Origin of the sequence: Paenibacillus thailandensis (genome assembly GCF_042685365.1) — a bacterium.
Lineage (GTDB): Bacteria > Bacillota > Bacilli > Paenibacillales > Paenibacillaceae > Paenibacillus_AP > Paenibacillus_AP thailandensis.
Genome location: NZ_JBHUMY010000043.1, coordinates 171,804 through 185,697, shown reverse-complemented (window position 1 = coordinate 185,697; position 13,894 = coordinate 171,804). Strand labels below are relative to the sequence as shown.

Here is a 13,894-nt window from a genome sequence, read left to right as displayed (position 1 = left end):
CCGATGCAAGGGAGGTTGTCTTAATGGTAGAGGACCGCACGCTTGGCGGCAGGTTGTTCGCCCTGATCAATTATGCGCTGCTTGCCGTTATCGCGTTTATTACGGTAATTCCGTTCATCCATGTGGTGGCGGGCTCGTTTACGACCAATGCCGAAATCGCGGCCAAGAAGTTTATTCTGATCCCGACCGTCTGGAGCTGGGAAGCATATCAGTTTATTTTCTCGACGGATACGATCTTTAGAGCAATGGCCGTCTCGGTCGGCGTCACGGTGGCGGGAACGCTGTTCAGCATGTTCGTGACGTCGCTTATGGCGTACGGCTTGTCCCGCCGCGACCTCGACGGCCGCAGCGTCATCATGTTTCTGGTCGTCTTCACGATGCTGTTCAGCGGCGGGCTTATCCCGACCTTCCTCGTCGTGAAGGAGCTGGGCCTTATCGACAGCTACGCTGCGCTTATATTGCCGTCGGCCATTACCGCGTTCAATATGATTATTTTGCGGAATTTCTTCCAGAACATTCCCGAAGGGCTGGAGGAATCGGCCAAAATCGACGGCTGCAGCGACTTCGGCATCCTGTTCCGCATCGTGCTGCCGCTGTCCATGCCGGCAATCGCCACGATTTCCCTGTTCTATGCGGTAACGTACTGGAACACGTATCTAAGCGCCATTTTGTATTTGAACGACAGCAAAATGTGGCCGATCCAGGTGCTGCTCCGCCAGATCGTCGTGCTTGCCTCCGGCATGGACTACAGCTCGTCGCTCGATTCGGCGGTTCCGCCGCCCGACCAGTCGGTGAAGATGGCGGTTATCGTCGTTGCGACGCTGCCGATTCTGCTGGTCTATCCGTTCCTGCAGAAGCATTTCGCCAAAGGGGCGATGCTTGGCTCGATTAAAGGATAACGAAGCGCGATCGAAAGAGGGGAGAGATGGCAATGGAAACGATGTACGCGGCCCGAACGCCGATGGAGTGGGGGCAGGCGGCGGCCGATGCGCTGATGGCGGCTTTCAAGCCCGGGGAGCTTCCGCCGGCCCGCCGGTGGCATTATCATCAAGGCGTCTTCCTGTGCGGCGTCGAGATGCTCGCCGCTTCGCTCGGCGACAGCCGTTATGACGATTATATTCAAGGCTACGTGGACGATCTGGTCGACGAGGAAGGCAATTTCTATTTCGCGCGCGACGAGCTGGATTCCATCCAGGCGGGGCTGCTGCTGTTCCGGCTGTCCGAGCGGACGGGCAAAGCGAAATACCGGATTGCGGCAGACAAGCTCCGGCATTTGTTCCGGACGCTGAACCGGACTTCGGAGGGCGGCTATTGGCACAAGGACAAGTATCCGTACCAGATGTGGCTGGACGGGTTGTATATGGGCGGCGTATTCGCCTTGAAATACGCGAACGCCTACGGCGACGACGGGCTGCGGGACATGGCGCTGCACCAGGAGAGGCTCATGCGCAAGCATATGAAGGACGAGCGGACGGGGCTGCTGTATCATGCCTGGGACGAGAGCCGCAAGACGCCTTGGTCCGACCCGGTTACCGGCTGCTCGCCCGAGTTCTGGGGACGGTCGCTCGGCTGGTACGGGCTGGCGCTCGCCGAATTCGTCCGGCTGCTGCCGGCGGAGAACGCGGGGCGGGAAGAGCTGAAGGCGGAGCTGGGACGGTTCGCGCAGGCGCTGATCCGGTATCAGGACGAGGCGAGCGGATTGTGGTACCAAGTCGTGGACAAAGGGGAGAAGCCGGACAATTGGCTGGAGACGTCCTGCTCAAGCTTGTTCGTCTATACGATTGTCCGGGCCGTCCAATTCGGCGCCGCGGGCGAAGAGTGCCTCGACGCGGCGCGCAAAGGCTTCGCCGGACTGGCGGCGGCGATGGAAACGGACGCGGCAGACCGCTTCGTCATGCCGCATATATGCATCGGCACCTCGGCCGGCGATTACGACAATTACGTCACGCGTCCGACAAGCCGCAACGACCTGCACGGCGTCGGTGCGTTTATTATGGCGGCCGCCGCGATGGCCGAAATCGCCGAATAACGGCGTTAACTTCAAAACAGCGTTAGACGTTCGCGTCTAACGCTGTTTTTTCGTATTTCTATATGGATCTTTTTTTGCTGAACAGCACCAACGCCCCGACGATGATCAAGACGGCTGCGATAACCGTTTTGCCGCCGCCGACCATCTGGTTGAACAAGCTGCCGAGCGAGAACAAGGCAAAAAACAGCAGCGAAACGATGGTCAAAATGTTGATCGGGATAAGCAGCCATTTGTTCCTTCCGCCAAACCAATAAAATTCAAACAGCCCGACCGCCGGAGCCAATATAAATCCCGGCCAAAGGTACTCCCAGTTGCCGAACAGCATGCCGATCTGGCAGACGATGCCGGCGGTCAGAAGAATGCCGCCAGGAATGAGAACGCCGGGGGCTTTCGGCGCGAGCATAAAAAAGTACAGCCAATGGAAAAATATGCTGAGCGGGATGGCGAACAGCGACGGCCAGAAGAGACCGATCAGCTCGCCGGCATTGAGCGTCTCCCCTTTCATCAGCATCAGGCAGATGCCGAGCAGAATAAGAAAACATGCGATTAGCGTCCGTTTGTTCATAATGCGCGTTTGCTCCTTTACGATTAAATGATTTTTGCTTCGTTCCAATCCAATAGAAGGACTCATAAATGTTTCGGGCTTCGTACCGGTTAATTCGCTGTTATTACCTTAACACAGATGCGGGGAGACCGTCCTCCTGCCTTAAGCCGAGGGGTTACTGGACTTAGGTCCAGTACGGCGATCCCCGTCGAAAATGCCCGCCCTATATCGAGGACGCCTCCGGGCGTATCGGCCCTCTTAAACATGATAACGCTTTATTGGCCAACTATTTATGCGGATTTGGGAAGTGCTTGAAATACCTGATGCAAACGGCGATAAATTATGCTACGATACGGTCTGTTATAGATGAGAAATTACACATTTTCACACCATACCGGGCTCTTTTCGCGCTGCTGTGCGCCGCCGTTTCCGATCCGGGAGGGCGGCGAGGCCTTTAATGAAGATTCGTTCGGTATTTTACAGGATTGGAAGGGGACAACATGGAGGGGAATCTACAACATCAGAGCGGCGACGGCCGCTCGAAAGACATGAACTTGTTTTATCTGACCTGGCCGATCTTCCTGGAAATATTTTTGTTCATGCTGATGGGCATTGCGGATACGTTCATGCTTGCGGCCATCTCGGACGACGCCGTATCGGGCGTCGGGGCGGCGAACCAATTTATTCATATCGCCATTCTTATACTCGAGGTGATCGGCAACGGGGCGTCGATCGTCGTCGCGCAGTATCTCGGCTCCAAGAAGCTGATCGAAGCCGCCCGCATCTCGGCGCATGCGATTACGCTGAACTTGGTCGCGGGCTTGATTGTCAGCTCGGTCTTTCTGCTGTTTAACGGCCTGATGCTGCAAGCGTTGAACTTGCACGGCGAAATTTTGGATTATGCCACAAGCTATCTCGCGATCGTGGGCGGAGGCATCTTCCTGCAGGCGCTCATCAACTCGATGGCGGCCATTGTGCGGGTGAACGGCTTTACGAAGGAAGCGATGTTCGTATCGTTCGGCATGAACGTCGTGCATATCGCCTGCAACTACATTCTCATCTTTGGCAAGCTGGGCTTTCCGGCGCTTGGGGTCGAGGGGGCGGCCATTTCGTCCGTATTCAGCCGGTTCCTGGCGTTCCTTGTCTTCCTCTGGCTGCTGTACCGGGTAACCGAGGTCCGCATTCGGATTTCGTATTATTATAAGCTGTCCAAAGAATATGTCGGCAAAATTTTAAAAATCGGCATCCCGTCTGCCTTGGAGCAGGTGATGTATCAGTCCTGCCAAATCATCTTTTTGTTCTACGTCACGTTCCTCGGCGCGGAATCGATGGCCGCAAGACAATACGCCAACAATATTTCGCAGTTTATCTATATGTTCGCTTTTGCGATCGGGCTCGGGACGTGCATTATTATCGGAAGGCTCATCGGAGCCGGCCGGCAGGACGACGCTTACCGCCGGGTGCTGAAAAGCGCGAAATACGCCATCTCGGTGACGATGGTGATGGTCGTGCTGGTCATGCTGTTCCGCGAGCAGCTGATGAGCATGTTTACGGGCGATCCGGAAGTGATCCGGCTGGGCGCCCAAGTGCTGCTGATGAGCATCGTGCTGGAGACGGGGCGGACGTTCAACATTATATTCGTCAACTCGCTCCGCGCTTCGGGGGACGCCAAATATCCGCTCAAGGTCGGCGTATTTACGATGGTGCTGATGAGTCTGTCGCTCGGCTACCTGTTCGTCTTCGTGCTGGACATGGGGCTTGTGGGCGTCTGGCTGGCGATCGCCTCGGACGAATGGGCGCGCGCCGTCATTATGTATTTGCGCTGGCGGAGCCGCAAGTGGGAGCGGTATGCGCTCGTCAAACCGGACGCCGCTTCGGCATCAGCCGCGCATTAAGCCGGCACCGGCGGTTCGCCGAATGGGTCAATCGTAAGTGTAGGTAAAAAGTTAAGGAGCTTCGCCTTCCTGTCCGGGTACAGGGGCGAAGCTCCTTTTATTTCAGGAGAGCCGGTACGAAGCGAACGGCTCGCCGAGCCGGAAGCGGTCGCTGATCCGGTCCAGCTCGTCCGATAAGGCTTGATCGAGCGGCAAGGACAAGCCGGAAAGGTTGTCCTGCAGCTGCGACGGGCGCGTCGCGCCGACAATGACGGTGGAGACGGCGGGCCGGCTCATCAGCCAGCGAATCGAAAGCGCGCTTGCCGTGCAGCCCGCTTCGGCCGCCAGCGCCGCGACTTCCCGGCCAAGCTTCATGTTGTCTTCAAGGAGAAATCGCGTGAAGCTCGGATCGGTTTCGGCGCGCGAGCCTTCCGGCACGCCGCCGCCCGCACCCGCGTATTTGCCCGTCAGAATGCCGCCGGCGAGCGGGAAATAAGGAATGATGCCGACGCCTTGATCGAGCGCCAGCGGAACGAGCTCGCGCTCGGGCGTCCGGTCGGCCAGCGAATAGCTCGTCTGAATGGAGACATACCGGTTCAGCCCCAGCCGGTCGCTGATCCCGAGCGCTTTCATGAGCTCCCACGCGGCGTAATTGGACGCGCCGATGTAGCGCACTTTGCCGCTGCGGACCATATCGTCCAGCGTCCGGAGCGTTTCCTCCAGCGGCGTATAGGGATCGAACGTATGGATCTGGTACAGATCGACATAATCCGTTTGCAGCCGCTTCAAGCTGCCTTCCAGCTCCTGCTGCAGATGGAAGCGGGAGGAGCCGCGGCCGTTCGGCCCGTCCGAGCGGGGGAGACCGGCTTTCGTCGTCAGCACGGCCTCGTGCCTTCTGCCGGCCAGCGCCTTGCCGATGATGCGCTCCGATTCCGTTCCCGCATAAATGTTGGCGGTATCGATAAAGTTGACGCCGTTGTCCAGCGCCTCGTGAATGATGCGGACGGACGTCTCCTCGTCGGCCCGCTTGCCGAAGGCGTTCGTGCCGAGCCCAAGCAGCGAAACCTCAAGTCCGCTATTGCCCAAACGGCGGTATTCCATATGTATCTGCCTCCTTGTCGATATAAAGTTGAACCTTCGGGAAGAAATCGAATGTTCGGCCATCGAAGGCGCAAAGCCGATGGCCCGTTATTTCTATCATAGTGTTCTGCGGCCCGGAAGTCCATGATCCGGAAAGAGCCCGGTTTTGAATCGCGCCTTATTCCTGCCGCAAACGAAACCGGCGGCAAAGACGCGTTTGCCATGGACAAACCTTCCGGCTTTTGGGATAGTAAAGAATAAAAGCGGTTACATCCATGAATCGGAGGAGAGACGGCGATGTTGGAAAGAGTGATGATGCACGCTCAGTTGAAGAAGCAACATACCGAGCAAGGGAGGACGGCCGTACGGGAGGGCGTGCAGGCCAAAGAGCTGGTGGAGCGGGGCGTATTGCTGACGGCCGCGGCCTTCGGCTGGAACGACCATCTGTTCCTTTATTACGAATGCTTGCAGGGCAAGCCCGAACCCGAGCGGCTCGTCCCGGACATCGGAGAGCTGCTGGAGGATTGGCCCGGACAGAGCGCGAAGCGCAAATGGATTCCGATGATCGACGTATTCCACTTCAACGAGCCGGCCGGTTTAGAGCATTGGAAGCGCAAGGAGCCCGTCGAACGGCGCGTCGGACGCGTCGCCCATCTGAAGCCGGAGATGATGGCCAGCTATATTTACTACCATTATCAGCTGCAGGAGGAGCGGGCGTTCTACGGTCCGAAATACGAGATGATCGCGATGCACGAAAATTTGCTGTTCGGCTACCAGGAGTTCCCCGCCGTCGTAGAGAAGCCCGTCGTCCCGGGGCGGCTCGCCACATCCGGAACGCCGGCGAACTGGAACGATTCGCGGATGGATTTGCATTTTCAGCCATGGGAGGACGGGCATCTGTATTTTAAACCGGTGGACACGCTGTTTGCCTATTACGGAGGCGATCAGGTCTAAGCGCGAGCCGCCGGGGAAGCGCGTCGAATCGAAGCGCCGTTCGGGAGCCGCTTGAGCCGGCGGTCCAATGCAGGTCCGCCGCACAAGTTCCGGCAAGCGGCACAGGCGCTAACCGTTATTCCGGGTGATTGCCGGAAGCGTCGCCTACGGTAAACGGACTGGTGACGCCTTCGTACATGAGGTGCATCGTCATGCCGGCGGACGCATGCACGAGATTGTGGCAGTGATCCATCCATAAGCCCGGATTGTCGGCTCGGAAAGCCACTTCATAACGATCGCCGGGCATGACGCTTAACGTGTCCGACCACCACGGGCTGCCCGTAACGGCTTCGCCGTTCTTTGACAGCACCAGCATATGGTGGCCGTGCAGATGCATCGGATGCTCCACGGCGCTCCGGTTTGCGACGGTCACTTTGACGAGGTCGCCTTCGCCGACCATAAACATCGGCGTGTTCGGGAACACTTCGCCGTTAATCGTGTCGAAGGCCGCAAATTGGCCGTTATAAAAGCCGAACTCGTTGTCCAGCACCATCTCGAACTCGCGGTCGAAGCCGCTGTCCGCGTGAAAGGGCACGTCCGCCGGCTTTCCGTAGCTTGTCGGATCGAAATCGGCGTACGGGCCTTCCGCCTCCGGAATATCGCCCGTTCCGTCGGCGCTGAACAGGATGCCGGTCTGCTTGTCGCCGTCGACGCTTAAATAAACGGGACGGCTCGGCATCGTAAACGTCACGTCGTACCGGCCGCCGGTAGGCAGCGACAGCCGGACGCGGCTCAAGTCGCCGGGCGCGTTCAGGTCGGTGCCGTCGATGGCCGTTACTTTAAACGAAGCTCCGATCAGCCGGTAAGACTGGATCACCCAGTCGTCGGTATGAATGAGCCGAAGCTTCACCCGCTCGCCTTCGCGGGCGGCGATGCGCCGGACGCCGTCCGCGTCGCCGACGGCCAGCCCCGCTCCCTCCCAGCGATGGGACAGGACGGTGATGTCGCGGTCGGGCGGAGAAGCTTCCTGAGCCGGCTCGACGACGATGGCGCCGAACAGTCCTTTCGCAACCGATTCCTTCGACTGCTGATGCGTATGGTACCAGAACGTACCCGCCTGCTCCGCGCGAAAACGGTACGTATGCTCTTCGCCGGGCATGACCGCATCCTGCGTCGCTCCGGCGACGCCATCCTCCGCGTTCGGGATGTCAAGCCCGTGCCAGTGAAGCGTGACGCCTTCCGCGATGTCTTTGTTCTTCAGCGTAATTTCAACAAGCTGCCCTTGCTTGAGGCGGAGCTCGGGACCGGGGGCTTTGCCGTTATACGTCCAGGCGTCAACCGTTTTGCCGGACTGCAGGCGGACTTGCGCTTGCTGCGCAACGAGCGTAAAGCTGGCGTCGGCCTTCTCGCCGGTCGGCTCGGTTAAAGCCGTCACCGGTACAAGGGAGCGCTCGCCGGGCTGCGTTCCCGCCGTTGCGGCAACCGATCCGTGCGCGTGGCCGAGACCCGGCCGGGAGCCTTTCCCGTCCCCGTAATCGACGGGAGCGCTCGCCATGCTTAGCGAGGACGGCAGGCGGCTCGCGTCCATCGCGCTTATAAAGGGGGCGCTCCCAATCGCGGCCGCTGCGGCAAGCACGCCAAGCGCCTGCAGGCGGCTCAGCCACGGCCGGTAAACGGGCCGGGCGCCCGCCGCTCCGGCGCGCATCCGGCGGCCTGCAAGCGCAAACCATTGGATGCCGGCAGCGACAGCGTAGATAAGCAAGGGAAATACGGCCTCGTCCGCCTGTTTGGGCGGGGAAAGGGCGAAATAAAAAGCGGCGAGCGCCGACAGCATGGCAAGCCGCACCGGGAATACGAGGGCCGGATCGGCGGCCCGGTACCGCAGCCGGGGATCCGGCTCGTGATCCGATTTCCGGCCGGTTATCGTGCGCAACTTTTTGACCCGCGGCACCGTAATACTCCAAATAAGAACGGTCGGAAGGGCGAGCAGCGGTACGTGCAGCAGCAGACGGTCTAGCCAGAAGACCGGATGGTAGCCGCTCGCCATCAGCAGCACGGACGACACGGCAGCCGCCGCGAACGCGGATACCCAGACCGCCCAGTCGACAAGCTTTCGCGCTTTGCGGTGCAGCTTCTCCTCGGATTCGGCGTACAGGAGACGATAGCATTTATTCCCGGCAATCCATGCCAGAACGATAAGCATAACGATTGAACTTTGTTCCAAATAAACAAACAACGTATACAAGCGGAAATCCCCCCGATATAATGAACGGTACAACGGCAGTTTGCTGTTAACATTGTATCCGGCCGTTCGGGTCGCCGATAACCGCCTCGGGATGGGCCGGGCGCCCGTCTTAAGGCGGGGTTTTGCGAGGTCGTCCGTCCCCGAACAACTTCGACGGCTGTTTTTTCTTAGACTTTATTGCAGCGTGACCGATGGGAGGTGAGCGCATGCTGGTCGAATTGCACGATCTAATTCCGTATTTGTTTTCGATAAGCATTTTCGCTTCGTTCGCTTATGCCGCTTATTTCTTCCATCGGCAAGGCGAGGAGGGAGCGCTGTGGCTGTCCGAAACGGGACATTGCCGGGTGCTCAGCGCGCCGCGCCGCGTTGCCGGCATGCACGGCTCCCTCGGCCTTGCGCTCATTCGATGCGTGAAACGGAAAGAATCGCCGGACGGCGATTCAGCGGATTGCCGCTCCCTGTCGAGAAGGAATTCCATATCCGACAGGGAGGACGAATATGACAAACGATACGTTAAAGAAACGATTATTCAAACAACCGAAGCTGTACGCGGCTCTCGCCGGCTTGCTTCTGTTAAGCGGGTGCGGTACGAACGGAACGATAACCGCCGATACGCCGGGATTTTTTAACCATTACGTCATCTATCCGCTGTCTTGGCTCATTCAGCATATCGCCGATTTGTTCGGCGGCAGCTACGGAATCGCCATTATCGCGATGACGCTGCTGATCCGTCTGGCGCTGCTGCCGCTTATGATGCGGCAATACCGGAGCCAGCAAACGATGAAGCAGAAGATGAACGCAATGAAGCCGGAGCTCGATAAGCTGAACGACAAGTACAAAGGCAAAAACGACCGCGAATCGCTGGCCCAAAAGCAGCAGGAGATGATGCAGCTGTACGGCCGGCATCAATTCAATCCGTTTGCGATCGGCTGCCTGCCGATGCTCATTCAAATCCCGATTCTGTCGGGACTGTATTACGCCATCAAGCTGACGCCGGAGCTTGCGGAGCATTCGTTCCTCTGGTTCAGGCTAGGCTCGCCGGACATGGTATTGCCGTTCCTTGCGGCGGCCGTCTATTACGTGCAATTCCGGGTATCGCAAATCGGCATGGACCCCGCGCAGCAGAAGCAAATGGCGCTTATGGGTCTCTTGTCGCCGGTAATGATGCTTGTGTTCTCGTTTACCGCGCCGGCTGCGGTTCCTCTTTATTGGGTGACCGGCGGGTTGTTCGTCATCGGGCAAACGTGGCTGGCCAAAAAAATATACAAGGAGAAGGATTCTGCGATCGGGTTGCCGACCGTATAACCCCATCCACGCTCCGACGTCCCGGCGGTTCGGTTCCCCTAACCCGCCGGGGCTTTTTAATAAGGCGATTTATAAGTTTGCTCTTATAAATCGCCTTATATTTTTCGCCGAAGGCTCTGTCTTTCCATAAGGACTGGAAGATCGTTTCGGCTTGGCCTGCCGAATCTGACATGACAATGACGTTGGCTGGTGTTACAATGGGCTATACAGGGCTTACGATTCGGAACTTGACGGCGACGCCGGCTTCGCTTGTTTGGCCGCGACGTCCGGAATCGTTCCGCCGGTCAAGTCCTCGGTAAATAGTCCGAATTCGGGATCGATATCCCGTTCCGTCATTAAGCTTCGTTTGTTGTCTTCCGGTTTACTTCTCCCGTCATGCTGTCGTCGTTCCAAGTTGCTCCACCTTTCCGTTGTCTTTTTGTCCAAATATAGGAAAGTATCCGCTTGGGCGTATCCATTGCTGTTCCATTTTCCGTTTAGTGTACCCCGGCAAGCTTGAAGTATGAGATTGCCTGAAATGTTTAAACTTTGTCTATTCATTGGCTGTTGGTTTCAATCGTTAAACATAAGGTTGTTCCTTGGCAAAGGGGCGACAGAACCGTTTCGGTTTGGAAAAGGAGGAATTTCGATGATCCGAATCTACCCGGCACATTCCCGCTTTTCGGTCAAAAACGATTGGCTGGAAAGCTATCCGAGCTTTTCGTTCGGCGAATATTTCGATGCCAATAATACCTCCTTCGGCGTCATGCGCGTCTGCAACGACGATACGATCGCCCCGTCGAAAGGCTTCGGCGCCCATCCGCACGGCGATATGGAAATCGTCACTCTTGTCGTGCGCGGCCGGCTTAAGCATGAGGATAACCTCGGCAACGCCGTCGTATCGTCGGCGGGAGAGCTTCAGCGGATGACGGCCGGCACGGGCGTTATCCACGCGGAATACAATCCTTCCGACACCGAAGAAGGAAGGTTCCTGCAGCTATGGTTCACCCCCAAGGAAAAAGGGCTTGCTCCTTCCTACGAAGCGATATCGCCGGATCCGTCCGCGATGCAAAATGCGCTGCTTCCCGTCGTAACGCCCGACGGGCGGGAAGGCACGGCTCTTATTCATCAGGATATGAGCATTTATTTAAGCCGGATGGACGTTTCGCGGAAGGTGTATTTCAAGCAGGAGCCGGGCAGACGGATTTTCTTGTTCGTCATTGAAGGGGAGCTCGAAGTAAACGCCAAGCCGATGGGGGCGGGCGACACCGCGCGCATCGAATTCGAACCGGAGCTGCTTCTCGCGACCGGTCCGACGAGCGAAGCCTATGTAATGCTGATCGATTTGCCGTGAGCGGAGGTTGAACGAAGAATGAAACAAGACCGATTGCTGCTTAAACATGCGGTAGGCGGAAAGGTGCTGCTTGATACGGCAGCTGAGGAAGCGCCTTACGAGCTGTCGCGCGCCGAGAAGGGCGGGGAGTGGCGGCTTGCGATCGAGACGCCGCGGAAGGACTGGGTTCAGGCGCTGCTATACGGAAAGCTTGAGCTGAACGTGTTTCTGTTTCCGGCGCCCGTAGACGGCCAGCCGGTTCGAAAGCTATGGTTCTACCTCGGCGAGAAGGGAGCGGCGTACGATGCGGAAGCGCGCAAGCTCCTGTTGAGCGGCCCTTCCCATATCGAATACGAGCCGTCCTCCTTCGGATTCGTCAATTAAAGCGCGCAGCACCGCAGCTGGTATCGCCTCTCTCCCGGCATATAGCCGCGCGTTCAAGCGGCGCCATATTCCGGAAGAGGGGCGCCGCCTCCCGTTTCACAATGACCTATTCTGCCGGCAAGTTGATTGTACGATATTGTAAATCCGAAAAAAATAAGGCACTTTTTTGCGCTATAGGCACCAAACGGCAATATTAGCTCCATAGAGCGTCCCGGCTTCGGCGGGTACCTTTGAAACAGGGGTTCCAGTAAAGAAAAGGCTGTCTGAAAAGTTCCCGCTTCCTTCGGGGAGACTTTTCGGACAGCCTTGCTTGCGTTCAATAGGCTTGCTTGGCGGCAGACATGCTGCCGGCCCGATCCTTGTCCTCTTCTTTATCCTCTTCTTTATCCTCTTCGCGCATAGCCTCGCGCCAGCGCTCATACAGCTTCCAGGCCGCTCCCGAATCGATGTTCGCCTTGCAGGTATAGAAGCCTTCCTCCGCCGAATCGACCCTCTCGGACAGATGCAGCCTGACGGCCGCGTTGAGCAGCACCTGATTGGTAAAGGCGAGATCCGCCTCGCCGCGCAGCACCTGTTCCGTTACGCGCACCTGCTCGGCGGGCGTCCAATCGACGGCGGGCACGGGCGTGTCGAGACCGTACGTTTCCGGATCGATGACTTGCAGCCGCGCTTCTCCGTTCTCGACGATATAGGTTCTCGTCGGCCGGTCGATGAACAGGTCTTCCGAGCCTTCCGCGCCTTGAATAATGATGGACTTCCGGTAATTGAGCTTTGTCAGCAGCCGGGCCATCCGGTCGAACACCGTATTGTGATAGACGCCGAATGCCAAATATGGCGAATGCGAGTAATCGACCAGCTTCTCCGCCGTGTTCAGCACGGTCCGCATGCCCAGCTCTTGGCGGATGCCGCGCAGCTCCTTCAGCGGCGGGCACCACGTTTCGGACGGAACGAACAGGACGCCGGTCTCCTTGGCGGCCTGGACGGGGCGTTCGCGCCCAAGCCGCTCCGCGTCGATGCCAAGCTCCGCGAGCAGGTCGGTTAGCGTAATGCCCCATTTCGGCGGCAATGACGCCGAGCCGTGCAGCGTGACCGGCAGCCCCGAAGCGGCCAGTACGAAGGCCGAGGCGAACGTGGCATAGAAGGTCGACTTGCGTCCGTCGTACGGACCGGCGCAGTCGATTCCATCCTGCAGCGGTGCGCGATAAGCGCGCTTGCGGCAGGAAACGACGAAAGCTTCCAGCTCTTCGACGCTTTCCATCTTAATGCGTTCCGCAATGAAGAAAGCTCCGGTCTGGGCCGGCGTCGCCGTCCGGTCCAATATCGCTGCCGCGGCCTCCAGCGCTTCTTCGTATGTCAAATCCCGCGCGCCGCGCTTGCCGCGGCCCACCTCTTTCAGCAAACTGATCATCATCGTGCAGCCCTCCTTATTTTTGCGATTGCAGCAGCTGGTATACTTTGACGATGGAGGTCGCTACATCCACCATGCGCTTGCGCTCGTTCATCGCTTGCTTGCGAAGCAGCTCGTAGGCTTCGGCTTCCGATATATTTTTAATTTCGCACAAAATGCCCTTCGCCATGTCGATCCATTTCCGCTCCTCAAGCTTGGAGAGCAGCATCTGCTTTTCGTCCGCCCATTGCTTGCGCTCGAAGCATTGCTTCGTGCTGAAGTGAAGCACCCAGTGGATCTCGCTGCCGCTCATGGAAGGCGTAAGCACGCCATCGATTCTGACATCGTCTTCGCAGCTTTCCAAAGACTGCGACATCGTAAGGCTGCTGCACCACCAGACCAACGGGACGGTTTTCCGCTCCAGCAGCTTGGGGGCGATTCGGTTGATGTCGGCGATCGGCACGTGAAGGATGGCGGCTTCGCTCTCCATCAGCCATTCCCTCGCTTGTTCCTCCTTATTGGTATGCCGCACCTGATAGCCTTCGGATTGAAGGATATATTCGGGAAGCAGCTTCCTGGCCGAACGCTCCGTCCGACGCTCCGTTGCTGTCGATTCGTTGTGGATGATCAACAAAGAACGCATGGGCGAGCTCCTTTCTTGCCATATGCGAAAGTGTAAGTTTTCGAACGCGAAAACCCGCTTTCCGATTGGCGATTAAAACTGCCGCTGAACGCGGTCGTACATCCTCGAAGGATTTCGATAGAAGGTGTTCTCATTAAAATAGGATGCGAATCCATTCG

Annotated in this window: 14 protein-coding genes; 8 read left to right on the top strand and 6 right to left on the bottom strand. The window is 57.9% G+C overall.

Going from position 1 to position 13,894, the window contains the following annotated elements; translation table 11 throughout:
* The first annotated feature begins 23 nt into the window (after positions 1-23).
* Both ACFSW5_RS25080 and ACFSW5_RS25075 read left to right on the top strand, forming a co-directional pair.
* Positions 24-899 carry a carbohydrate ABC transporter permease gene (locus ACFSW5_RS25080; protein WP_379279682.1) on the top strand — a complete coding sequence of 292 codons (876 nt, stop codon included), beginning with the start codon at positions 24-26 and terminating at the stop codon, positions 897-899.
* 32 nt (positions 900-931) lie between these two features.
* Positions 932-2,029 carry a glycoside hydrolase family 88/105 protein gene (locus ACFSW5_RS25075; protein ID WP_379279679.1) on the top strand — a complete coding sequence of 366 codons (1,098 nt, stop codon included), beginning with the start codon at positions 932-934 and terminating at the stop codon, positions 2,027-2,029.
* Positions 2,030-2,087: 58 nt separating this feature from the next.
* On the opposite strand, the gene ACFSW5_RS25070 is transcribed toward ACFSW5_RS25075, so the two are convergent.
* Positions 2,088-2,594 carry a hypothetical protein gene (locus tag ACFSW5_RS25070; RefSeq protein WP_379279677.1) on the bottom strand — a complete coding sequence of 169 codons (507 nt, stop codon included), beginning with the start codon at positions 2,592-2,594 and terminating at the stop codon, positions 2,088-2,090.
* 479 nt (positions 2,595-3,073) lie between these two features.
* Here ACFSW5_RS25070 and ACFSW5_RS25065 point away from each other — a divergent pair, with 479 nt between their 5' ends.
* Positions 3,074-4,468, top strand: a complete 1,395-nt coding sequence (locus ACFSW5_RS25065) for an MATE family efflux transporter (protein WP_379279675.1) — start codon at positions 3,074-3,076, stop codon at positions 4,466-4,468.
* A gap of 102 nt (positions 4,469-4,570) precedes the next feature.
* On the opposite strand, the gene ACFSW5_RS25060 is transcribed toward ACFSW5_RS25065, so the two are convergent.
* Positions 4,571-5,548, bottom strand: coding sequence for an aldo/keto reductase (locus ACFSW5_RS25060; RefSeq protein ID WP_379279672.1), 978 nt, complete (start codon positions 5,546-5,548; stop codon positions 4,571-4,573).
* Between the two features lie 276 nt (positions 5,549-5,824).
* Here ACFSW5_RS25060 and ACFSW5_RS25055 point away from each other — a divergent pair, with 276 nt between their 5' ends.
* Positions 5,825-6,481 (top strand): hypothetical protein, encoded by a 657-nt coding sequence (locus ACFSW5_RS25055; RefSeq protein ID WP_379279669.1) that lies wholly within the window; start codon positions 5,825-5,827, stop codon positions 6,479-6,481.
* Between the two features lie 115 nt (positions 6,482-6,596).
* Here ACFSW5_RS25055 and ACFSW5_RS25050 read toward each other — a convergent pair whose 3' ends face one another.
* Positions 6,597-8,705 carry a multicopper oxidase family protein gene (locus tag ACFSW5_RS25050; RefSeq protein WP_379279667.1) on the bottom strand — a complete coding sequence of 703 codons (2,109 nt, stop codon included), beginning with the start codon at positions 8,703-8,705 and terminating at the stop codon, positions 6,597-6,599.
* 206 nt (positions 8,706-8,911) lie between these two features.
* On the opposite strand from ACFSW5_RS25050, the gene ACFSW5_RS25045 reads away from it, so the two are divergent.
* Both ACFSW5_RS25045 and yidC read left to right on the top strand, forming a co-directional pair.
* Positions 8,912-9,334: a hypothetical protein gene (locus ACFSW5_RS25045; protein WP_379279664.1), complete on the top strand. Its 423-nt coding sequence runs from the start codon at positions 8,912-8,914 to the stop codon at positions 9,332-9,334.
* Positions 9,270-10,010: a membrane protein insertase YidC gene (gene yidC / locus ACFSW5_RS25040; protein WP_379280240.1), complete on the top strand. Its 741-nt coding sequence runs from the start codon at positions 9,270-9,272 to the stop codon at positions 10,008-10,010. The genes ACFSW5_RS25045 and yidC overlap by 65 nt, the downstream gene beginning before the upstream one ends.
* Before the next feature lie 213 nt (positions 10,011-10,223).
* Here yidC and ACFSW5_RS25035 read toward each other — a convergent pair whose 3' ends face one another.
* A complete protein-coding gene (locus tag ACFSW5_RS25035; RefSeq protein WP_379279660.1) occupies positions 10,224-10,403 on the bottom strand; it encodes a hypothetical protein in 180 nt (59 codons plus the stop codon).
* Between the two features lie 235 nt (positions 10,404-10,638).
* Here ACFSW5_RS25035 and ACFSW5_RS25030 point away from each other — a divergent pair, with 235 nt between their 5' ends.
* Entirely contained in the window at positions 10,639-11,343 is a 705-nt protein-coding gene (locus ACFSW5_RS25030; protein WP_379279657.1) for a pirin family protein, read from the top strand.
* Positions 11,344-11,361: 18 nt separating this feature from the next.
* Positions 11,362-11,706 (top strand): hypothetical protein, encoded by a 345-nt coding sequence (locus ACFSW5_RS25025; RefSeq protein WP_379279655.1) that lies wholly within the window; start codon positions 11,362-11,364, stop codon positions 11,704-11,706.
* 316 nt (positions 11,707-12,022) lie between these two features.
* Here ACFSW5_RS25025 and ACFSW5_RS25020 read toward each other — a convergent pair whose 3' ends face one another.
* On the bottom strand, positions 12,023-13,114 hold the full coding sequence (locus ACFSW5_RS25020; RefSeq protein ID WP_379280237.1) for an anthranilate phosphoribosyltransferase: 1,092 nt from the start codon (positions 13,112-13,114) through the stop codon (positions 12,023-12,025).
* Between the two features lie 16 nt (positions 13,115-13,130).
* Entirely contained in the window at positions 13,131-13,736 is a 606-nt protein-coding gene (locus tag ACFSW5_RS25015) for an ANTAR domain-containing response regulator (protein ID WP_379279653.1), read from the bottom strand.
* Between the last annotated feature and the right edge of the window lie 158 nt (positions 13,737-13,894).